Consider the following 22,295-nt stretch of genomic DNA (forward strand, 5'->3'; position numbering starts at 1 on the left):
CAATCCATTTTCCTTGGCGATACAATTCAACAGCTTTTTTCTTAAATTCGTAAGTATAACGCATAAAAATACCCCTTTCACTGGATGTCCAGTAAAAGGGGTACATATCAAGAATAGGCGGCTAAATCTTAGCTAAACATATTTGCCAGGACGGGGAACCTTGACTTCCCTTACTGGCTGTCTTGATAAGTATATTATATGCCAGCTTCAGGAATTTGTCAATTTCCCGTTGCAAATCACCCATATCTCTTACTATCCCTATTTTCTTCTTATACCGCTTCGAGGTATGCCAAATCTTTCACCGCTTCAAGTCGTTTCTTGCAATCCCTGTATATTCCCTGATAATGTTTCCCTTGCATAATTCCCAGATCAACCTCATGCAAAATGATATTTTCCATTAAAGATAAGTTATTAAGCTGCATCACCGTAGCTTCGTCCCTTTTATTGATTCCTGCCATTTTATTTGCCAGTCTGGTATAAGTCATATAAAGCATTTCTGCATGACTGCTTCCCTGCCCCTTTGCATACTCCACAAGTTTCTGAATCGTATCCGTCTCTGCCTTTCTGGTAAGCTTTCCTGCCTTCCGGGTTTCAATCCACATTTGAGTAGATTTCTCACGGATAAAGTTCTCCAACTGATTAAATGCCCGGATATACTGCAATTTCCATTCAAGAGCTTCTTTCCCGGTAAAACCCATTACCAACAATGAAAAGCCATCTCTCGTCATTAAAAACATAGGATATCGTTTTCCACGATTCTCGTAAGTTGATTCGAAGAAAAATTTCGCTCCACCATTTTGGACACCTCTTTTTCCTATCAACTCTCCATACATTCTTCTTATTTCGGCTATCAACTTGTCATGCCTCTTTCCAAACTTCTCGGCCACCTGCAAGCTATCACACACCGCTTCATCATTCTTTAAATAAACAAGTTCATTCATACTGTACGCCTTTCTTTAGCTATATCCGAAAATACCAACTTTTTCCATTAATTTATTAATTTCTCACCGCTTCCTCACCGCTTCGATCAAATATATCGACTGTTAATCGACAGTTCAAGCACTCCCGGTTCTCGCCGCCTTTTTTACCATTCTTCACTGCTTCCTCACTGCTTCATTCTCAACAACACTCCTTAAAATAGTGAAAAACTCCTTGAACCGTAGGTTCGGCAGCAGGATTTTTATTAAATGCCAGCATCACCGCTTCTACTGTTTTATCGGCTCATTTAGCCTTTTTATCTGCTCCCCCTTACAACTTTACCTCAAGCACTTTTCAATCGTTTCTCGCCCTGTTTTATCCTTGTGTTGCTGTATTTTCAGACCTGTTCTGCCTCAGTCGTTCTCCCATCTGCTGCCGCTGTTCCTCTGTATACTGTTTCGGTGGAGAAATCCGAAGCCAGGATACTGGAACATGAGCACAAATGCTTCCGTCCTCGTTATCCGCAATGATTCGACAATCTTCCGGGTGCTTCTCTGCCAGCTTGCGGATTACAGACTTATACCGACCCTGTGAGAATGATAAAGTTGCTCTGGTACCGTTGGTCATAAATTCAATTACATTTTCGTTACAGCCATCCATAAAAATCTCCTTTTCGTTTTGTTCGATAATATTTACAGTCTTATTTTTCGGGGTTCGCTCGGGGTTCGCTCTAATGCATTTTACTCTTTTAGGGGCTCCGAAATCTCCGAATATTTTCGCGTGCGTTATCGTGTTACAAAATTCCTTTACGTGCGTAATCGTGTCAACGAATTCCCATACTCCCGACATTTTTTGTCTAAAAATCCATCAATTTGTAATCATCTTTAATATCATCAGGCAATCCCTTAAAAAGGAAATTCTGAGGCATTCTTCTCAATGCTCCAATAATTTCAAATCGTTGTTCGCTCTCCAACATGGCTTTTATTTCCGGATATTCTTCTGTGCACTTGGTATACCATGACTTCTGTTGTGGCGGAGAATACCGTGGATCATCACGCACATACAGGAACAGCCACTCTATACACAGGCTCATTGTAAATTGAACATACAACCCACATTCGTAATAATATTGAGCTATCATTAATGCATCATGAAGTGTAGTTGTTATCCGCTCTGGCTTCTGATAATGTCCTTCCGGGAAATATTCAACCCTGCATTCATTCTTCATAAAACTCCATGGAGCAATGGACACAAACGGAGCATGATCCGCCTGCACTTTCATTACCATCTGAGCTCTTTGGTATAAAGCATCAAGCCTTTTAATCAACGGACTTCCCATAATTCACCACCACCTTTAAATATGCAAATCCCTTGTCTGTTTCTTCGTCCCATTATGCCCCTGTGATTTCTTTCTGGCATTTTCCCTTTTGCAAGCTCTCAGCCACTGGTGCAACTCCGGCACGCTTGTAGCTCTTATCGTTACACGTTTATTTCTTCTCGGCATTTAATACTCCTTCCTCTGGCAAACGTGGAATATTAAGAATGATGGTCGTTACAACGCTATGCTTCTGCTGAAATTCAGCCAATTTCTTCTCATTGTAAATACCATCTTCGCCCAATATTGTATAAAGTCTTTCCTTTCCGGGAACAGGCTTTACCATGATCAAGTGAATAGTATCTGCTTTCTTTTGCAATAGCATAGCCCGTTCTTCTGCTTGCTTTAATCTTGCTTGTATATTCATTATGTCCGCCTCTTCTGTGATTTCTGCTCCTGTTCTACTCGTGACATCAATTCTTCCATAGCTTCCAGACGTTCAATCATATCTACATTCTTTGTCCACTGAGAGCACTGTGACAATGCTGCATTAGCCGCGTTCACTCTGATCTGTGCCGGCACTTCCGTATCAGTGGCCGTATTGACCAACACTGCTGCACATTCTCCAAGTTTTCCCTGCAGGTATGCAATCGCTCCTGTTACGGCCTCGTTTCTTGCCTCAGAATACTTACGCTGGAAGCTGTCTGAATGAATCACAGTATAAATTGTAGGTCTGGGAATTTTCGTCTTTTTAGATATCTCACTTATATTTGGACACGTTAAAAATGCCTGTACTAATATGTCCTCACGTGCTTCTGCTGATATACCTTTTGCCATAATAATCACCCCTAACTAATCAATGATATTTTCCAATACATAAAAACAGACAGTTTTGACAGGTTCTATTCCAACCTTTAGAACGGATATCTATTACATGCCTTTAATGCCTCCCGGAACACAGCCAGCGTTTTCTTCCGGTATGCATAGAAATCTTTACGATCAAGTGGAACAAAGTTCTTTTTATTCATCTTGTCATAGCTCATTCCAATTACGATACAACAATAAAGTTCATCACAAACGTTCGGATACACTTCTGCTGCACACTGTAACAACAATATCTTGTCCCTCATTTCAAGCTTTCGACAAAACTCATTAAATTTCTTATCTTCTTCCTCTGAAAATCCATAATCTTCATAAGTTGCTTCCCTGGTAAGCATTTTTCTTCCTCCCTGCGTTCTCCCCGCCACACTTTTTAGCATGACAGGGAATTGCTTTATGCCAGCTCAAACGGGTTTCTGCCGCTTGTATTTTGTCTTAACTTTGCTTCTTCAATAATTTCATCAAATACTGTTCTTCGGTTAATCTGAGCAGTAAAACGATAATTTCCACTACTCTGCTGTCCACCAGTTTCCTCACGGACAATTTTTCTGAGCAGCGCTTCTGGTGTCTCAATATTATTGCCCTGTTTCTGGTCACCAAGGACAGCCAGAAATTCACTTCTAGGTGGAATAACTGCGCCTTTAGCCAGATATGGAATTGTATTCACCCTTGGCAAACTCATATTGTAATAGCCCCATCTCCGGTTGCCTGTAGGACCCGTTACATCATAAGAAAAGCTGAATGCACTCTCTATTCCAGACAAAGCACTGTTGATATTTCCTATCGTGCTATTCACTTTTCCAACAACGTTGTTCAATGTCCTTGTGATTCCACTGGTTGCATTTGAAATTCCATTTGCCAGATTGTTTCCCATCCTCGTTCCGATAGACTTCATCTCACGTGCCAGCCCTTCCAGGCTTCTTTCTGTATTCCGGATCATCTCAGAAATTATCTGTGCAATACGTTCACCGGCCCATTTCCATTTATTGGTCATGGTATTGTACTGACCGGAGAAATGACTATCTACTGTCTTCTGCATCTCTCCAAGCTTCAGATTTGCATGCTGCTTCATCTGATCAAGGTTCTTATCCACCTCCGCTGCTGAATTGCCCCAGTTTGTCACTGTCGCTGCGCTCACACCGTTGGAAGCGTCCTCTGCTGCTTTCTGGAGTCCTGCCAGATTCGTCTCTGCATCTGTCTTCATCTTTCCGGTAGAAGTCGTTACAGTCTGCTGTGCTTTAACAATATTTTTGTCTACGCTGGTCTTTGTAGCCTGTACTGCATTCGGGAACACTTCTGAAAAAATTCTTGCAGCAGTCTCAGTATTTCCGCCCATGTTCTTAACTGCTGCCATGACGTTGTTATATGCATCCTGTGCAGTACCGCCGGAATCCGCAGTTCTTTCCAGTGCATTTAACAGCTGTCCCTGTTCATCCGTTCCGAGGTGCATCTGATTTGTCAAATTTCCAATGACAAGTTTCAGATCATCGTAAGATTTCTGAGCACTCTGGCTTCCAAGATTAATCTGACTTGCCATGTTGGTTGTATCACTGCCGAGTGTTTTAATGGATTCTGACAGGATATCAAACATATCATCTGTAATGAGCCCCTTCTGTCTCAATGTCTCGAATGCCTGTGTTGCCTGCTCAGATGTCACACCCATTTCACCCAGCTTATCAATAAGTTTCTGAGTTGCACTGGATTTTTCCTCAGCAGTCATGCCCTCTTTCTCAAGAGATTCTTTCAGATTCCAGATTTCTGTTGCAGAACCGGATATGATATCGCCACGCCGCTGTAATGTCTGAATGAAATTGTCCATGGTATTTCCAAATGTACCACCGACACCATTGCCGCCCTGCATGGTCTCTACCATTTTGGCAATCTCAGAAGTAGCTGCGGCCGCCGCAACACCCACACCGGCAATCAGCCCTGCAGTGCCTACCAGTGGGGTAATAGCTGATGCAAGGGAAGTAAAGCTTCCTGCCGCACCTTTTACTGCATTGCCTAAAAGAGTAGTCAGATTACCTGACAATTCTCCGATTGCTTCGGACCCGATCAGTTTCTTTCCGATTGCCTTTAGTAGTAATTTTACGAGGTCACTGATTCCCGTTATATCTGCAATCTTCACTGCAATAAACGCTTTACCAAGAAAAGCAGCTATCTTACCGGCTGTTCCGCTCGCCTCCATGCCATCAAACAGGCCTCCAAGCGATTTGACAACAGCTTTTATCACCTGCTTCAGGTGTCCAAGCCAGTCAACTTGTGTCAGCATATCTCCGACACCTTTTCCAAAAGCCTCCCAGTCTGTCTTTTCTGCCATATCCACTAGGGATCCGCACAGATTGTCCAGAAAGGCTTCCAACTTACGTCCATTCGCTTTCCAGTCAAATTCCGATACAAAGGTATTGATACCACCGGCAATGTTATTTACCAGCTCTGACCAGTCAAAACGCTCTGTAAAGCTGTACAATGATGTGAATGCACCATTCAGCCCTGTTGCCAGTGTATCTCCGATTTCCGAAAGAGAAAATCTTGATACAGCACCATTCAATCCATCCGCAACAACCTGTCCAATTTCCTTATACGGAAGGTTATGGACCATCCCGTTAAAGATATTCCAGGCAATCATGAACCTGTTTCCTATGAGCTGTCCAAGATTGTTCCAGTTGACTTCCCGAACAAAGCCGGCGATTCCGGTTGCAAATTTCTTACCAAGGTTTTTCCAGTTGATTCCTGTAATCAGGAGATTCAGCGTATTTACAATCGTGTTGATACCGGTACCAACCGTCCGTCCCATCAAATCCCAGTCGATGTGATTTACCAGACTGTTAAATGTTCTGGTAAATGCATTACAGAATTTTGTTATTTTGGGTCCAACCTTTTTCCAGTTGATAGCATCATAGACTTTTTGAAGTCCTTTATTTATTCCACTGGCAATATAAGCTCCAAGACCTTCCCAGTCTTCCGATTTAATGAGCTTCTTGATTTTATCCGCAATTCCTTTAATACTATTTGCAATCGGGACCGTTTCAAACATCTGTCCCGGTGTAGGTGCTTTGTATCCACCGGAATCATCTGTTCCTGCACTCCCACTGGTTGAAGCTTTGTGCACCTCATCCAACGAAGAAAGATAGCTTTTTGTCTGCTTCGATGCCTTTTTCGCATTCTTCGAGGTCTTATCAAGACTTGCAGCATAATCTTCCTGAACACCAACCGCTTTTACAAAAGTATCCTGTCCGGTTAATGCTGCTGCAAACATTCCCACATAAGTAATTGCCCTGGAAATCATATCAATAAATCTTGACATGATCGGAGCTACCGCGGTGAGAACAGGTGCAAAGGCTGTAGCAAATGAGTTTTTCAGCCTCGTCATGCTGGACATTAAAGAGGAGATTGCTGAATTGGTACTGTTAGAATACTGTGCCAGATTTTCAAATCCGGTCTTCACACCATCACTGACAGCACTTACCGCCCGGAATACCCCTGAAAACAGCAACGACATTCCCAGCATTCGGGAAAGACTCATTCTCGACCGATTTGTCTGTTTGTTCAGATTAAACATGTTCTCTACAGCTTTTTTCATCGCTGAGACCATGCTCTTAATCGAGGAACCGGCACTTCTCAATGCTGAACCCATATTCTTTACAACCATACCTACACGAGCAGCAGCCTTTTGAAGATTCTGCATGGCCTGTGCCAGCCGGTTGTTTTTCTGTCGGTATTCCTCAACCTTGTTCTTCAGATTATTGTATGATGAATACAACCTTCCGTTTATGCGTTCCAGCTTCTGCGATTCCGTATTGTACTTCTCGGCTGTCCCCTTATACGCATCTGTAGATTTAGGATTTACATAAGCCCTTCCGGATGCCTGCATCTCTTTTTGTTTCCGCTGTAATCTGTCAATATCTGCCCAGATGCCATCCATCTGTTTGTCAAGCTCCTTAAGCGGTGCAGAATCTATTGAAAAGCCCATCTCCAGCCATTCACGCTGTTTTGTCTCAACCTTTTCAAACTCATTTTCCAGCGCTTTCATGTCGTCTTTGAGCTTTTTGTATTCTTCTGTCTCGGTTCTGACCTCGCTCAGTTCTTCGAGCTTTGATTTTAGCTCTGATACTTTACGTTCCTGCTTCTCGTAGTTCTGATACAGGTCCGTTATCGCTGTTATCTGCCTCTGGAAAGAACTTTTTGCTGAATCGCCCATCTTCGATACCTGTGCGGATATTCTGGTCATTCCAGCCTTTACAGCATTCATTCCTTTCGACACACCGCCGGTATCTATTCTGGTATCAATGATAATTGAACCATCTGCCATGTTATATCTGCCTCCAAACTATTTGAGGTTCGGGCACTGAATCCTGTTTCCAATGCCGTTATATACTCAGGACCATCCCGTTACCAGGACAGCCCTGTTATGTAGCTACGCTTCGGCTACTTCTTTCTTTGCGTATTTGTCAGTATACTTTTTTATCCTTTTCTGCTGCGCCTTTTCCCTTGCATCCAGCTCTTTTTCGATGATTCCACCGATAACAGTAATAATCTGTTCCGCGAACATTTCCCCGCTGTCGAGAATGGTAAACGGACTGGTAATCTTGAAGAAGCTCTCGGATACAGGAGCACCAAACAACAGATCAATCTTTTCACCAGCTTCTTTTTCCAGATCCGGTAGAATTTCCTCGAAGTCTTTGTCCTTGATTTTGTCATTGATTCCTGTAAAGAAAGTTGCTGCCTCTTTATACCTCTTTAAAATACCTGCATCTGAAGGAATAAATCTGAACACGCCCAGATCATTTCCGTCTTGATCAGTAATCTGGTATGTCTTCGCACCGGTCTGAACTACTACTTTCTCCATTAATCCTCATCCTCGCTTTCCTGCTCTTCTGCTTTCAGCTGTTCTTCCAGCTCGTTAAGTTCTTTGATATTATCCATGCATTCAATTGCTTTATCCGCTGTAGCTTTCATGGAATTACGTACCTCATCGCTCTGCACGAAATCCGCATAAAGTTCTCCAATGTTCCCAATCGCATTAGCCAGAGAGCTAAACACGCCCTTCTGCAATCGCATTCTTTCCCTGTGCAAGCGTTTCTGATCTGAAATCTGTTTCTTTCTTCCCATGTCATTTTCCCCCATTCTGTCTGTCATAAATAGCCGCCAACTCACATACAATCACAAATAACAAAAGTGCAATAACTGCCACAAAAACCACCTCCGAAACAATGAAATATTACCTGTTACATATATTTTACCATCAAACCTGACCACAGTTGTGGTACATGTTTGCCCCATCTTGCACCGTTCAGCCTGGCATGATATGATGCATTACAAGGGTGACCGCCCCCATTACTCTTGCATACTGGCAGCAGGATTACTTCTTTTGGATTTTGTTTCTAAATCCCTGACAACAGCACAAAGAAGGTCCTCACACAACCGAGAATGATGATAATTCTTCCGTAACACTTCTAATTCTTTCATCATTCCCTGCCAGTATGCATCGTCTTCAGGTCTGCCCGGAGGATACAGCCTTTTGTATAACCTCCAGCAGTCCGCGAAGATGTCGTAGATCTGTTTTAATTCTTCTTTAGCATCCATTAGCTACTCCTCCGGCATGATATACGCTTTTTCTCCTGCTGCATACTTTTGAAACATATCATTCAACACTTCTTTCGCGCGTTCTGGACTTGCATATTCCGCAATACCAAAATCACCCTCACAAATACGGTTCTTACTTACATAACTGATATACGTCATTTTAAAATTTAAAACTCGTGTTTTATCCTGTGTCATGATTTTCATGATTATTGTCCTTTCTGGCGGATTACCGCCTATAAAATCCATTACAAAATCCAACTACAGACTACAACTACAATCGTTCCAAAAAGTTTAAAGTTTTCTTTATATACCCTTATATCCCTATATTATTATCTTTTATATATTTCTTTTTATATGATGTAGTATTTGTAGAATATGTAGAAACACTTGTAAATACTGAGTTTAAGCGAACTACATTCATTCTACAAACTTCACTACAATTCATAAAAACAACCGCAAAATTACTTAATCAAACGGAAGCTCCATTTGTTCTTGCTCTGAAGCAACAACAAACTCAGAATTTTCAGATTCCTCTTCTGTAGTTTTCATTGCTATTTTTCTGAAGCCTCGTTGTTGTCCATATCCATCAAATTTACGTGGAGTTTTAAGCCTTTCCCATCCCGGTATTTTAGCAACGATATTATTTATTTCTGATGCCTGCCAATTTTTTGGTGGTATGGTTTCCTTTAATGCTTCAAACCATATTTCTCTAGCACACACCTGAGTTTTTCCTTCCAAGTAGTCCAGAATAATTCCACGCTTGCCATCATCTGCCATATTTGCCTCTTGAAGCTCTTTAGCCTGCTGCATACAGTTTTCCGGAAGTATCAACTGTGGATCTTCGTTTTTCCAAATATGCACTGCTTCCGCCCATGCCTGTTTTATATCGTCCATAGCTTCTGGTGTAAAAAGGCTCTTAGATGGTTTTGTAACTCCTGTGTGAATAATAAGAAAACGCCTGTTTCCTGTCTCATCCTGCAAGAAATCATCTTTATTAGTGGTTCCAGCAAATACACACTGTCTATAAAACGTGTCTGCTCGCCTTTCATAAGGAATCCTATATTTGTCCTGTGTGGCTGTCAGGAATCGCTTTACGCTCTCCACACCGCCCGCCGTCCTTGCCAGAGATTTAAGTTCTGCAAGCTCAATGATCCATGATCCGGTAAGCGACTGGACCGCTTTGTCTGAATCCAAGCTGTCCAATGAATCATTGAACCAGGAATCGTCTAAAGCCATCAATTTCAGAAATGTGCTCTTGCCAATGCCCTGCGAACCCTGCAATATGATTGTATAATCAAATTTACTTCCGGGCTTATACACTCTTGAAACAGCTCCTAGCATCCATAAGCGCATTACCTGGTATGTGTAATCAGAATCCTCTGCTCCAAGATATTCCGGCAACAGGCTTCTTATATGCTCTTTTCCATCCCATGTAAGGGAATCCAGTAATTCTTTTACTGGGTGGAATTTATTCCGCATAGAAACATTTTTCAATGCATCTGCAAAGTCCTGTCGGCTTTTAAGCCCATAATCAGCCTGTATCAGCGAAAACAGTGCTGAATCATCATGACTGCTCCATGCTCTGCAATTATTCTCATTTTCCCATGGTACACTACCATATAAGTAAGGTTGCTGTGCAAACTCATTAAGGCGAATTTTCCCGGCGAAACGGCTGTCTTTATCCATAACGATTTCAAAATTATGTACAAGCTGTTTTACGCTTTTTACATTTCCATCTTCATCATAGTTGCAGTCAAGGAATTTAAAGACTAATGCCGGACCTCCTGCTACTTCGTCCTTGTTTTTTTGTATTACAGATCGTTTTTTGCCTATATCCTGCTTCTGATCTTGCTGAACATCTGCGCAAATCTTCTCTGTATCATCAACATTCCTTATTAAATTTTCAAATTCTTCAACAGTATGTCCTGCTTCAAAATAATCAGTAATGTCTGCTTTAGGCACCTCTGGCATTGGAATAATTATCTTGATACTCTTAGCAGTACCTTTTAAGTCTCTTACAACAGTAGACGCTAATTTCTTTCCCGGATCATCATTATCTGCCAAAACTATCACATCTGCGTCTTTACAAAGTTCGGATACATTTTTATTCCAATCATTTGCACCGCCACAAGAAAAAGCAGCGTATCCTTTTTTAACTAAAGTATTAACGTCCTTTTCCCCTTCTGGAATAAATACTGGTTCTTTTCTCTCAATGGCCCGCTTTATACTGGATATGCTTCCATATACTGCATTAAACGTTTTCTTGTTCTTTCCGTTTAAGCCATAAGCAAAACGCTCATTACTCAAGATTCCAAAAAGCATTTTCTTGCCTTCTAATCGTATTTTTGTATATGCATAATCACCGTTAATGGAAGCATAATTGTACACAGCCTCGATTTTTCTTTTTTCACGATTCTCTATGTACACTCGCCATCTTTCCTTTGCCAATCCATCTCCGTAAAATAAATCTGACATTTTTAATCCTGCTGCAATAACAACTTCCTCAGTACTACATCCAGCATGACACTTAATCAATGCTCGATCATTACCATCTGTAAGTGTTAAACTAGCCTCTCTATCTGCATGTGCCGGACAAATGCATTGTGCTTTGCCTGTCCCGCGTTTCCTAACTTGAAAGTGCGATAAAATCCTTTCAAAAGTCAATTCTTATCACCTTCCAACTCTTCCAAAAGTTCTCTTGCACTCTCCAGAGCCCGCAAAGTATTCTCTCCTCGATTCTCAAGTGCGCGAATAAACTTCCGGATTTCCATTGTGTCTCCTGCTGCCGGAAGATAATATCCTCCAGGCGGTGTGGTGTTTGATAATATGACTTTGCCAGCCTTACGTTCTGCTTCGATCTGTTTTTGAAGCATTCGGACACTGGAAAAGTGACATTTTACAGTAAGGTACTCCGGTGTCAGTGCGTTTTCTTTCCCCGGCAACAGGTTTTCATATACTTCCATAGAATCACCGCCTTACTCAGAGATTTCGTCCAGATATTTTCTGATTTTTGCTACATTCCATAAAACGCGTCTTCCTACATAAATCTTTGCTCCTGCTGCCACTCCAATTTCTGTTGCAGTTTTAATACCTGCATGCGTTAATGCCTGAAGCCCTGCGGTATCGACTGTTAAATCATTAAATGATACATTGTGTTCGTTTGTTTTTATCATGCTTTCACCTCGTGTTCACTTCGTCTTATCAACTGTTTGCTATTTACAAGTCTAATTGTATCTGATATGATATAGGTAAACAATTACCTATTTACTACTCATTATTGGAGGAATATTGAATGAAAATAAGTAATAATATACCTATAATTGAGCATAAAGATGTAATAAACACATTTACTAAAAACCTGAAAAAGAAACGTAAAGAAAAAGGATATACACAAAGACAATTGGCAGATATACTTGATGTAACTCTTAAAACATACAGATCTTGGGAAAAAAACACCTTACCCAAAACATTAGAACTAATTAACTTATCAACAATTCTCGACTGTGATGTAGACTTTTTATTGGGTAGACTACAATCTGATACTCATTTTCAGGCATATATAGATAAAACTTATGCGCTCTCTCCTGATGCTTTTCAAAAATTAAGCATATTAAATATGTATCAAATTAGAGAAGAAAATTCCACATACAGAGAGATTGCCACTGACTGGAATATAATATTGGATTACCTTATAACAACTGAAAACGGTAATTTACTATTAGATCAAATTAGACAATATGCAACCTCTTGTAATACTAATATTTCAAATAGTTATTGTTATCATGCACTCCTTACTGGTAAAGAAAAACATGGGCGTAATACAATCAAAGATTTAAATTCTTTATCTGCGATTCTTAAATCTCTCGATGAATTGCAAATATATATGTCTAATCTCAATGTAGAAAAATATCGAGCTAAATTTTACGATTTAAAAGCAACATTTCTTGAAACAGAGAATATTTCAAACAAAAAAGCACCCAATACCAATTAAGGCGTTGAGTGCTTTACTTAAGCTATCTTTTTTAATTAATGCAAAGAATTATTATGCAACTCTTTGAAATATCAGTACTATTTCATAACACAATAATGTCAAAGCACTTGCTATACACATATTTATTATATAAAATATTACTGCTTTCTTTGTTTCTGCAAAAATTTCTTCTTCATTTATTATTGTACTTGAAATTTTAAAAGAAACCGACAACCATGTAACAAACGATATTATAAGGAATATAATTGCAGCATATACATCTTTCATCAAATCACTCTTCGCTTTCTTTAATACCTTTCGCAAAATCAATATTTGATTCAAATTTCAAACTATCATTTAATTCATCAATAAGTTTTAAATCTTTCAGTACCTTATCTATATCTATATCATTTTCTGTATCTTTTGACATATTAATTACTTCCATTGCAGCTTTATAATTTTCAAGTTGTTTTCCTTTCAACTCTTCTTTTTTCAATTCAACCTCTGTCTCCATTGTTCGATATTCTTCAATTGTATTAATTATGCCTTTCGCTAATCCAGGGAACTCAAAACCAAATCCACTTCCACCGAAAACAAAGAGATAAATTGCCAATAACGGAATAGCCCCTTTTTTCAGCTTATCGTATCCTTCCTTTAAAACAACAGTAACTTTTCCTGGGGAATTTAAATTAATCGTAACCGTAACTAAATCTTCTTCTGTCAAATTACAAAACAACTCTGTTATACCATACATTAATTTTGACAATTCCCTAGCTTTTATTGGCTCTTTTTTTGCGATATTTAATGAATACATCATATTTCCCTTGTATGTATAACAATTATAAAGACAATTCAAAATATCAACATCATACTCATTCATATCACTAATACCATGATATGAGGATATTCCTTTTAAAATCTTATATCCTAATCTTCCTGAAGATATCGTTAATAATTTTTTCATCTTACGTCTTTTTCGATATGGACATTTTATATTTCCAATTTCAAATTCTTTATTTTCTATTTTTTTAATAGTTGACAATTCCTCTAAATAATCAAATTCTTCTTCATAATATTCCCCTAAAATTCCAATTGTAATCTCTGAACTTCCACTATTAGGAATGAGAACATAATCCCCTGATTTTACTTCTTCTATAAATCTTATACATTTATTTATAGCAACTCCTGGTCTTTTATCCTCGTATCTCTCTTTTATCTGATCTTTCAATATTTCTATATTCATTTTATCAAAAGATGTATTTTGAGTAACAAAATTCCAACCCAAAGCAACATAGTTTTGATTTATGAATTCATCATAGAAATAACCTTTCATTGTTCTAATCAACCAGAAATTAGTATTATCTGACACATCCGGTATTTTAATATTCCTCAAATATTCTCCCATTTCAATTAACGCAGCTTCGTTCATTTTTCCTCCAAGATTTTTATTTAATTCCATAATATTCCATTTTTCAACACTTGGCAATAAAATAGTATCCCATTCTCTATAACGTAATTTCATTACTGTCAAAACAATTTCATGAAAATACCACTGGTCGCTTTATGACTAGTGGTATATAACAATTCTTCTTTTAAATTTTAGCTTCAAATACTTTTCCACATTTCCTACATCTAAACTTTTGTTTTCCTTTTGGCTTTGTATTTACCAATGTAAATGGATGTAACGGATTCAGATTCAAACTGGTTCGCTGATTTCCACCCAAATACTCTACATCTGTACTTCCACACAGGAATCCTGGACATTTAATTTTCTTTGCCATAATGCTCATCTCCTTTTCTTCCATCATACTTCCAATTCTGCTATAACACAATAGATTATAATTCGACATTTTTCGACACATCAACGCCGCGCTTTCATGCAAAAAGAGCCGGAACCTGTTACAGCTCCAGCCCTTCACTCTAATCTTCATAATGCCCTTTGCCTTCTGAGAATTAAGCAATTCCTCTATCTACCATATCCAGATACTCTGCGTTCCGTGCAATCTTTTTTAACTGATCATCTCTTTCAATGTTCATGGTTGACAACACATTTTTAATATCAAACTGCATAATCAATCCGAACCTCCTTTATTGGTGCAAGGAATTTATCTACATCATAATTCAAATTCTGAAGAATCGGAACCAAATCAATATACTCCTCCATTTCGTTCAGATTCGTATACTTTGCCATTACAACCAGATAACCTTTATCCCATTCTTTTACTTCTGTATATCTTTCCAATTTTGATGATGTCGCAAAACGTATAATCTGATCTTTAAAAATGAATATCGTATACTGGCTGTCGCTTTTCAATATGGCACAGTTATCTGCTGTCTTTTCCATCTGCTCCACATCTTTCGCTCAATACTTTTTCTTTATTATAACCGAACCGCCATATCTTTTCTATTGGTTTCTCACATCCTGTACCATCTAAATCACCATGCAGCAAAACATATCTATTGCGTTTTCATACCCCACATTTTACCCCAATTTTTACCCCACAAATCCATAATCATTTTATCGACAGAAGATAAAACAATATAAATGTTGATGAAACCATTTTTATAAATTTATCTAGTAAAATCAAGGTTTTCCGGCATTATAAAAATTGCTTGATAACATTAGATAAAACATGATAACGCTTGTCTGATAATCTTATAAAAAATATAAAATAAAGTTTATGATTTTAACTGTTCCGAAAATTATGCCTTTCTCTTATCCAGTTTTCTTGAAAGCATCATACCAATACCCTGAAGAATCTGTACAAGCACAACCAGTATCACAATAGTAACAATCATGATATCTGTCTGGTATCTGTAGTATCCATAGCGGATAGCAATGTCTCCCAGACCGCCTCCACCTACTGTACCTGCCATTGCAGAATAGCCGAGGATTGTTCCTACAGCAATTGTCACACCAACCAGAAGAGAAGTTCTTGCCTCTGCAAGAAGTACTTTCCAGATAACAGTCATTGTATCGGCTCCCATGCTTACGGCTGCCTCAACAACTCCAGGGTCCACTTCTTTAAGAGAAGATTCAACCATGCGCGCAATAAAAGGTGCTGCTGCGATGACAAGCGGTACGATTGTTGCGCTTGATCCATAGCTTTGTCCGACGAGCAGTTTTGTCAATGGAATCACAAGAATCAGAAGAATCAGGAACGGAATACTTCTCAGAATATTCACAATAACATCCAGAACTTTGTAAATTCCCGCATTTGGATGGATTCCTTCTTTATCAGTAACTGCAAGCAGGATTCCAAGAGGCAGTCCCAGTACATATCCGAAAAAAGTAGAAACAAGAGTCATGTACAGTGTGTCTCTGGTTCCTTCCAGTAACATCATAATTGTTTCATTATCCCACATCTGACCTCAACTCCTCTACTCCTATATTAATATCCTTAAGATACTGAATCATCTTCTCTGCAATATCCTCTGCCTCCGGAAGCTGCAGGATCATCTCGCCCTGAGCCTCACCGTTGATATTCTTTGTATCAGCATAAAGAATATTTACCGGTGTCCGGTAATTCAGTACCAGGTTTCCGATCACAGGTTCAAAAGATGACTGATTTTCAAAGGTTATTCTGATCAGTCGTTTGCCCTTCATTTCCTGTATCTGTGTTCTTCCGCTGAATACCAGTTTCTTTGCTTCCTCTGTCTTCGGATTACGGAAAAGTTCTTCCACTGTACCGGTTTCCACCAGATTTCCTTTTTCAAGGACAGCCACTTTGTCACAGATTTCCTGCACTACACTCATCTCATGTGTAATGACTACTACAGTGATCCCATACTTCTGATTGATTTCTTTGATCAGATCCAGGATAGCCTTGGTTGTCTGCGGGTCCAGTGCACTGGTAGCTTCATCACAGAGAAGGATCTCCGGATCACTTGCAAGTACTCTCGCAATTGCAACTCTCTGTTTCTGACCACCAGATAACTGGGCCGGATATGAAAGTGCTTTTTCTTCCAATCCTACGATTTTCAGATATTCCAGTGCCTTTTTCCGTGCTTCTTTTTTCTTTATTCCTGCAATCTCCATAGGAAAACAGACATTGTCCAATGCTGTTCGCTGCATAAGAAGATTAAAATGCTGAAAGATCATTCCTATGTTCTGGCGTTCTTTTCGCAATTCTTTCTCTGATAATTCTGTAAGACTTTTGCCTTTTATCCGGACTGTTCCGGATGTAGGTCTTTCCAATAGATTCAGACATCGTACGAGTGTACTCTTGCCTGCGCCGGAGAGACCTATAATGCCGAAGATCTCTCCCTTTTCTATGGAAAAACTGATGTTTCTGGCTGCTTCTACTGTTCCGCCTTTTGTCTCAAAGGTTTTACAGAGATTTTCAACCTGTATCATCGGCTCCATTTATATTTCCTCCTGTCCCTTAAATTGTATATTTCTGCAATACGTTTATTTATAAAAGCTGAAATTATTCAGCGTCTTCTGTTTCAGCTTCAGCATCTTCTTCTGCTGCATCAGCATCTGTATTTTCTTCACTGTCTGCACTGTCGTCAAAAGGAACAACTGCTCCGTCATATTTCTCATTGATGAAATCTTTGATCTCATCAGATTTCAGAACGTCAACCAGTGCCTTGATTGCTTCGCTGTCTTCGTTTCCTTCTTTGACTGCGATAATATTTACATATGTTTTTGCTGCTTCTGAATCAGATGTCTCATGTGCAATGGAATCTTTGGATACGGAATATCCTGCCTGCAGTGCATAGTTTCCGTTTAACACAACAAATGCAACTTCGTCTTTTACCCTGGAAACCTGAGCTGCTTCCAGTTCTTCGATCTTGATGTTCTTCGGATTTTCTTCAATATCTTTAACTGTTGCTTCCAGTCCCGCTCCGTCTTTCAGAGTGATAACACCGTTGTCCTGAAGAAGCAGAAGTGCTCTTGCCTCATTTGTAGTATCGTTTGGTACTGCAATTGTATCGCCCTCTTCAAGATCATCAAGTTTCTCTTTTGTTCCTGGATAAATTCCGAATGGCTCATAATGAATGCCGCCTGCATTGACAAGATGTGTTCCCTGCTCTTCATTGAAATTATCAAGATACGGGATATGCTGGAAATAATTTGCATCAAAATCTCCGCTCTCTACTACCAGGTTCGGCTGTACATAATCATCAAATACAGTTACATCAAGCTCCCAGCCTTCTTCTTCAAGAATTGGTTTTGCTTCCTCAAGAATCTCTGCATGAGGTGTTGCGGAAGCTGCTACCTTGATGGTTCCTTTTTCCGCATCAGCGCTGACGATCACGCCATTTGCTGTAAGTGCTGCAATTGTAAGTGCTGCTGTAAGGGATACTGTAAGTAATTTTTTTGTTCTCATAATAAAATTCCTCTCTTTTCTTTTAAATTTAATTTTCATATTCAATTGTAATTGTGTCTTTGACTTCCGTGCCGGATCAGGTATTTTCTTTACATAAAAAAAGCAGGAAGTCCATTGGATTCTTCCTGTTCATGTAAGCTATCAGTATCTGTGATGGATACGGTAATATTTACACCCTGACATCTGCATTTCCTACAAATGAAATTCAGCTGTCTCAGGAAGATTCTGATACATTGAAGCACAGCAAAACATAGACATACACATGTACATGTTGCCCATTGACATTTCCTGATTCATCATACACATGACTTTTTTCTCTGTTGCTTTTACTGTAAACATGACTCTTCCTCCTTGAGTTTTTTCGGTTTTTGTATTACCTATTTTTCCGATAGGTTGAATATATCATGTCTTTATTCACCTGTCAAGCACAATTTAAATTTTATGTATTACTGCTCACTCCGTTTACAGCAACTTGCTTCACCTAACAATCTTGACACTGCGTTTCTATAATGATACCATACTCTTATTCATTAAGTAACCCCTATTTTATTTATATACAGGAGAAAAATTATGCAGAAAAGAGCAATCATCGCCATGAGCGGCGGTGTAGATTCCAGCGTTGCTGCCTATCTTATGGTCAATGACGGATATGACTGCGCCGGAGCTACCCTGAAGCTTTATGATAACCCACAGTGCAGTTATCCCGGACATCGTGCCTGCTGTACACCTTCTGATACTGAAGATGCGAGAAGCGTTGCTGCAAGACTTGGAATCCTTTATTATGTGTTTCCCATGCATGACGAGTTTAAGGAAAATGTTATTGACAAATTCGCTGACACCTATCTTCATGGAGGAACACCTAATCCATGTATCGACTGTAACCGTTTCCTGAAATTTTCAGCACTTCTGGACAAAGCAAGAGAACTTGGATGCGAATATATTGCCAGCGGTCACTATGCCCGCAGAGAACAGGATCCCGAAACAGGACGTTATATTCTGAAAAAAGGGCTCGACCCAACTAAAGATCAGAGTTATGTTCTCTATGCCATGACCCAGGATCAACTTGCACATACATTATTCCCACTTGGCGGCTACACCAAAAAAGAAATCCGACAGATTGCACAGGAACAGGGATTCATCAATGCCGACAAACCAGACAGTCAGGACATCTGTTTCGTTCCTGACGGAGATTACGCTTCGTTTATCGAACAGTATACAGGTAAATCTTCAGCTCCTGGAAACTTTGTAGACAAAGAAGGCCATGTTCTTGGCAGACATAAAGGGCAGATCCACTATACCATCGGCCAGCGCCGCGGACTTGGTATCTCTGCCCCTGAATCACTTTACGTATGTGGTAAGACCCTGGATTCCAATGAAGTCATTCTCGGCGGTAAACAGGACCTCCTGTGTACAAGCTGCTATGTAAATGATATCAATCTCATTCCATGGGATCATCTGGACAAACCAATTCAGTGCAAAGTCAAAACACGCTACCGTCAGCCGGAACAGCCGGCAACTGTAGAACAGATCGGTGATGATCTTCTGAAGATCACTTTCGAAGAACCACAGCGTGCTGTTACTCCTGGTCAGGCTGCTGTCCTTTATGACGGTGACATGGTTCTTGGTGGAGGTACCATCCTTGGCAAGGGACTTCCCTCCACAGTTATCACAGATGCGGAATAATTTTATCCCATTTGAACAGTTACATGATATTCTTTTTTGCCGGGGATCAGAGGAATCTGGTTTCCGGCAATTTTTTCACCATCAACTTCTATCCAGAGTACACCTTTCTGTACTCCATCCGGTTTATGAATTTCAATATGATACTCTGCATCCCTGAATCTTCTTTTTACGGAAAAATCTCCAAATTTGCCATGCAGACATGGATCTACAATCAGTCCGTCATACCCTGGCTGGATTCCGAGAAGTGCCTGAGAAAGATTTACAAATGTCCATGCAGCTGTTCCCGTCAGCCAGCTGTTCTTTGCTTCACCAAATCTCGGTGCATCTGCTCCTGCTATCATCTGTGAGTAAACATATGGCTCTGTTCTGTGAACTTCACTGATATCTTCAATATAAGACGGGCAGATTTTTCTGTAAACCTCAAAAGCTCTGTCACCTCTTCCAAGCACAGTTTCCGCAATGGAAATCCATGGATTATTATGGCAGAAGATACCGGCATTTTCTTTATATCCCGGCGGATAGGAAGAAACCTCCCCGAGTTCCAGATAGTAACGTGTATATGCCGGCTGAAGAATCATAATACCATATTTTGTTTCCAGATATTTCTGAACAGAATCCAGTGCTTTCTCTGCATTGCCTTCTTCCAGTCCGATTCCAGCCATAACACAGAATCCCTGTGGTTCAATAAATATCTTTCCTTCTTCACACTCAGAAGAACCAACTTTATTGGAATATGCATCATAAGCTCTCACAAACCATTCTCCATCCCAGCCTGCATCAAGCACTGCATCATAAACTTTCTTTACAGCTTTTTCCGCTTCTTCAGCTTCTTTTTCATGTCCTGTACGTTTACAGATTTCCTCATATTCTCTTCCGTATTTTACAAACATACCCGCAATAAATACAGATTCAGCAACCGGTCCTTCAGACGGTCCTGTTGTCTGGAAAGATTCTCCGGGTTCACTTGAGAAACAGTTAAGATTCAGGCAGTCATTCCAATCAGCCCGTCCGATAAGCGGCAGATCGTGTGGTCCCAGATGTGTCACAGTAAACTGGAACGATCTGTTCAGGTGTTCAAGCAGCGGTACTTCTGTTCCCGGTTTGCAGTCAAATCTTACAGGTTCATCAAGAATACTGTAATCTCCGGTTTCTTTCAGATAAGCAGCAACTGCTGCAATCAGCCACAGCGGGTCATCATTAAATCCACTTCCCACGTCCATGTTTCCCTGTTTTGTAAGCGGCTGATACTGATGATATGCACTTCCATCCGGGAACTGTGTTGCTGCAATATCAAGGATACGCTCTCTCGCACGCTCCGGAATTAGATGTACAAATCCCAGAAGATCCTGACAGGAATCTCTGAATCCCATGCCTCTTCCGGTTCCTGATTCATAATATGATGCTGATCTGGACATATTAAATGTAACCATACACTGATATTGGTTCCAGATATTAGCCATGCGGTTTATATGTTCATTACCACTGGATACTGTAAATCTTTCAAGAAGCGTATTCCAGTACTCTTTCAGTTTCGCAAATGCTTCCATTGCCTTTTCTGTTGTGTTGAAACGTTCAAGGATTCTGGCTGCGTCTGTTTTCTTTATGACTCCCGGGGCCTCCCACTTGTCATCTGCCGGATTTTCACCATAACCGAGTACAAATACAAATTCTTTTTCTTCTCCCGGCTGAAGTGTCAGTTCGATCTGATGCGCTGCAATCGGATACCAGCCACTTGCAACGGAATTTCTGGCCTTTCTGTTTCGTACAGCTTCCGGAAGTGCATTTCCCTGCCCCTGACCCAGGAAAGAATCTCTGCTTGTATCAATTCCCTGAACCTTTGTATTTACACTGAAAAAACTATAATGTTTCCTTCTCTCTCTGTATTCTGTTTTGTGGTAAACTGTGCTTCCCTCAATTTCTACTTCTCCGATACTCAGGTTTCTCTGGAAGTTTGTCATATCGTCCATAGCATTCCACAGACAGAATTCTACATATGAAAAGAGTGAAATATGTTTTTCCTCAGAAGAATTATTTTTCAGTTTCAGACAGTTGATCTCGCACGCTTCATCTGTTGGGACAAAAGCAAGCAGTTCTGCCTGCAGCTGATTTTTGGAAGATATAAAACGGCTGTATCCAAGTCCGTGACGACATTCGTAAGAATCTACCGGTGTTCCTGATGGCATTGTTCCAGGATTCCATATCACACCATTATCATTAATATAGTAATATTTTCCATTTGAATCTGCAGGGATATTATTATATCTGTATCTTGTAATACGTAACAGTTTCGCATCTTTATAGAAACTGTAGCCTCCGCATGTATTAGATATCAGACTGAAGAAATCATTGCTTCCAAGATAATTGATCCATGGCAGTGGTGTTGCCGGCGTAGTGATCACATATTCCTTTGCATTATCATCAAAATGTCCATATTTCATGAGAAACCTCCTTGTAAAAAACGAAACATAATAAAATAAATAATATTGATATCAGGGTATGCGATTACGAATCAGTCCACCAAAGACAGATAATAGATTTGCGAAAACGAATAAGTCAAGAAATTGTATGTATATATAGAAAAAAATTGTTCGCTTTCAGTATAATTCAG

At 39.9% G+C, this 22,295-nt stretch carries 26 protein-coding genes; 2 read left to right on the forward strand and 24 right to left on the reverse strand.

All coding sequences use genetic code 11. The features are described 5' to 3' along the window. Window positions 1-269: 269 nt before the first annotated feature. From ACTNB8_RS13155 to ACTNB8_RS13225, 15 genes are all read right to left on the reverse strand, one after another. Window positions 270-941 carry a Rha family transcriptional regulator gene (locus tag ACTNB8_RS13155; RefSeq protein WP_441055407.1) on the reverse strand — a complete coding sequence of 224 codons (672 nt, stop codon included), beginning with the start codon at window positions 939-941 and terminating at the stop codon, window positions 270-272. Window positions 942-1,293: 352 nt separating this feature from the next. Then, window positions 1,294-1,578 carry a hypothetical protein gene (locus tag ACTNB8_RS13160; protein ID WP_441055409.1) on the reverse strand — a complete coding sequence of 95 codons (285 nt, stop codon included), beginning with the start codon at window positions 1,576-1,578 and terminating at the stop codon, window positions 1,294-1,296. 196 nt (window positions 1,579-1,774) lie between these two features. Further along, on the reverse strand, window positions 1,775-2,257 hold the full coding sequence (locus ACTNB8_RS13165; RefSeq protein ID WP_441055411.1) for a hypothetical protein: 483 nt from the start codon (window positions 2,255-2,257) through the stop codon (window positions 1,775-1,777). 15 nt (window positions 2,258-2,272) lie between these two features. Continuing rightward, window positions 2,273-2,422 carry a hypothetical protein gene (locus ACTNB8_RS13170; RefSeq protein ID WP_441055413.1) on the reverse strand — a complete coding sequence of 50 codons (150 nt, stop codon included), beginning with the start codon at window positions 2,420-2,422 and terminating at the stop codon, window positions 2,273-2,275. Continuing rightward, complete coding sequence (locus ACTNB8_RS13175; RefSeq protein WP_005427356.1) at window positions 2,406-2,660, reverse strand: hypothetical protein; 255 nt, start codon at window positions 2,658-2,660, stop codon at window positions 2,406-2,408. The genes ACTNB8_RS13170 and ACTNB8_RS13175 overlap by 17 nt, the downstream gene beginning before the upstream one ends. Further along, a complete protein-coding gene (locus ACTNB8_RS13180) occupies window positions 2,660-3,070 on the reverse strand; it encodes a hypothetical protein (RefSeq protein WP_441055415.1) in 411 nt (136 codons plus the stop codon). The genes ACTNB8_RS13175 and ACTNB8_RS13180 overlap by 1 nt, the downstream gene beginning before the upstream one ends. Window positions 3,071-3,147: 77 nt before the next feature. Further along, window positions 3,148-3,450, reverse strand: coding sequence for a hypothetical protein (locus ACTNB8_RS13185; RefSeq protein WP_055066181.1), 303 nt, complete (start codon window positions 3,448-3,450; stop codon window positions 3,148-3,150). Window positions 3,451-3,506: 56 nt separating this feature from the next. After that, window positions 3,507-7,424: a hypothetical protein gene (locus ACTNB8_RS13190; protein ID WP_441055417.1), complete on the reverse strand. Its 3,918-nt coding sequence runs from the start codon at window positions 7,422-7,424 to the stop codon at window positions 3,507-3,509. 105 nt (window positions 7,425-7,529) lie between these two features. Continuing rightward, window positions 7,530-7,961 (reverse strand): hypothetical protein, encoded by a 432-nt coding sequence (locus ACTNB8_RS13195; RefSeq protein ID WP_227197192.1) that lies wholly within the window; start codon window positions 7,959-7,961, stop codon window positions 7,530-7,532. Further along, on the reverse strand, window positions 7,961-8,251 hold the full coding sequence (locus ACTNB8_RS13200) for a hypothetical protein (RefSeq protein WP_441055419.1): 291 nt from the start codon (window positions 8,249-8,251) through the stop codon (window positions 7,961-7,963). Before ACTNB8_RS13200 ends, ACTNB8_RS13195 begins: the two co-directional genes overlap by 1 nt. Window positions 8,252-8,449: 198 nt before the next feature. Next, on the reverse strand, window positions 8,450-8,698 hold the full coding sequence (locus ACTNB8_RS13205) for a hypothetical protein (protein ID WP_441055421.1): 249 nt from the start codon (window positions 8,696-8,698) through the stop codon (window positions 8,450-8,452). Window positions 8,699-8,701: 3 nt separating this feature from the next. Further along, window positions 8,702-8,902: a hypothetical protein gene (locus ACTNB8_RS13210; RefSeq protein ID WP_022380604.1), complete on the reverse strand. Its 201-nt coding sequence runs from the start codon at window positions 8,900-8,902 to the stop codon at window positions 8,702-8,704. A gap of 261 nt (window positions 8,903-9,163) precedes the next feature. Next, window positions 9,164-11,173: a VapE domain-containing protein gene (locus ACTNB8_RS13215; protein WP_441055423.1), complete on the reverse strand. Its 2,010-nt coding sequence runs from the start codon at window positions 11,171-11,173 to the stop codon at window positions 9,164-9,166. 185 nt (window positions 11,174-11,358) lie between these two features. Next, complete coding sequence (locus ACTNB8_RS13220; protein WP_441055425.1) at window positions 11,359-11,661, reverse strand: hypothetical protein; 303 nt, start codon at window positions 11,659-11,661, stop codon at window positions 11,359-11,361. Window positions 11,662-11,673: 12 nt separating this feature from the next. Continuing rightward, a complete protein-coding gene (locus ACTNB8_RS13225; RefSeq protein WP_072521484.1) occupies window positions 11,674-11,871 on the reverse strand; it encodes a hypothetical protein in 198 nt (65 codons plus the stop codon). A gap of 119 nt (window positions 11,872-11,990) precedes the next feature. On the opposite strand from ACTNB8_RS13225, the gene ACTNB8_RS13230 reads away from it, so the two are divergent. Further along, on the forward strand, window positions 11,991-12,689 hold the full coding sequence (locus tag ACTNB8_RS13230; protein ID WP_441055427.1) for a helix-turn-helix domain-containing protein: 699 nt from the start codon (window positions 11,991-11,993) through the stop codon (window positions 12,687-12,689). A 51-nt stretch (window positions 12,690-12,740) separates the two neighbouring features. Here the strand turns inward: ACTNB8_RS13230 and ACTNB8_RS13235 are convergent, their stop codons facing one another. The 8 genes from ACTNB8_RS13235 to ACTNB8_RS13270 form a co-directional block, all read right to left on the reverse strand. Beyond that, a complete protein-coding gene (locus tag ACTNB8_RS13235; protein WP_441055429.1) occupies window positions 12,741-12,956 on the reverse strand; it encodes a hypothetical protein in 216 nt (71 codons plus the stop codon). 4 nt (window positions 12,957-12,960) lie between these two features. Then, window positions 12,961-14,154, reverse strand: a complete 1,194-nt coding sequence (locus ACTNB8_RS13240) for a hypothetical protein (RefSeq protein ID WP_441055431.1) — start codon at window positions 14,152-14,154, stop codon at window positions 12,961-12,963. Window positions 14,155-14,260: 106 nt separating this feature from the next. Next, window positions 14,261-14,449, reverse strand: a complete 189-nt coding sequence (locus ACTNB8_RS13245; protein WP_118045893.1) for a hypothetical protein — start codon at window positions 14,447-14,449, stop codon at window positions 14,261-14,263. A 278-nt stretch (window positions 14,450-14,727) separates the two neighbouring features. Further along, window positions 14,728-15,012: a DUF7724 family protein gene (locus tag ACTNB8_RS13250; RefSeq protein ID WP_441055433.1), complete on the reverse strand. Its 285-nt coding sequence runs from the start codon at window positions 15,010-15,012 to the stop codon at window positions 14,728-14,730. Between the two features lie 359 nt (window positions 15,013-15,371). Then, on the reverse strand, window positions 15,372-16,034 hold the full coding sequence (locus ACTNB8_RS13255; RefSeq protein ID WP_441055435.1) for a methionine ABC transporter permease: 663 nt from the start codon (window positions 16,032-16,034) through the stop codon (window positions 15,372-15,374). Continuing rightward, entirely contained in the window at window positions 16,024-17,034 is a 1,011-nt protein-coding gene (locus tag ACTNB8_RS13260; protein ID WP_441055437.1) for a methionine ABC transporter ATP-binding protein, read from the reverse strand. Before ACTNB8_RS13260 ends, ACTNB8_RS13255 begins: the two co-directional genes overlap by 11 nt. 64 nt (window positions 17,035-17,098) lie before the next feature. Next, entirely contained in the window at window positions 17,099-18,004 is a 906-nt protein-coding gene (locus tag ACTNB8_RS13265; RefSeq protein WP_441055439.1) for a MetQ/NlpA family ABC transporter substrate-binding protein, read from the reverse strand. Window positions 18,005-18,196: 192 nt separating this feature from the next. Next, window positions 18,197-18,343, reverse strand: coding sequence for a hypothetical protein (locus tag ACTNB8_RS13270; protein WP_441055441.1), 147 nt, complete (start codon window positions 18,341-18,343; stop codon window positions 18,197-18,199). Between the two features lie 231 nt (window positions 18,344-18,574). Here ACTNB8_RS13270 and mnmA point away from each other — a divergent pair, with 231 nt between their 5' ends. Beyond that, on the forward strand, window positions 18,575-19,687 hold the full coding sequence (mnmA, locus tag ACTNB8_RS13275) for a tRNA 2-thiouridine(34) synthase MnmA (protein ID WP_441055443.1): 1,113 nt from the start codon (window positions 18,575-18,577) through the stop codon (window positions 19,685-19,687). A 2-nt stretch (window positions 19,688-19,689) separates the two neighbouring features. Here the strand turns inward: mnmA and ACTNB8_RS13280 are convergent, their stop codons facing one another. Further along, window positions 19,690-22,125 carry a GH36-type glycosyl hydrolase domain-containing protein gene (locus ACTNB8_RS13280; protein WP_441055445.1) on the reverse strand — a complete coding sequence of 812 codons (2,436 nt, stop codon included), beginning with the start codon at window positions 22,123-22,125 and terminating at the stop codon, window positions 19,690-19,692. Between the last annotated feature and the right edge of the window lie 170 nt (window positions 22,126-22,295).

It is taken from the genome of Blautia sp. HCP28S3_G10 (assembly GCF_052065235.1).
Taxonomy (GTDB): domain Bacteria; phylum Bacillota; class Clostridia; order Lachnospirales; family Lachnospiraceae; genus Blautia_A.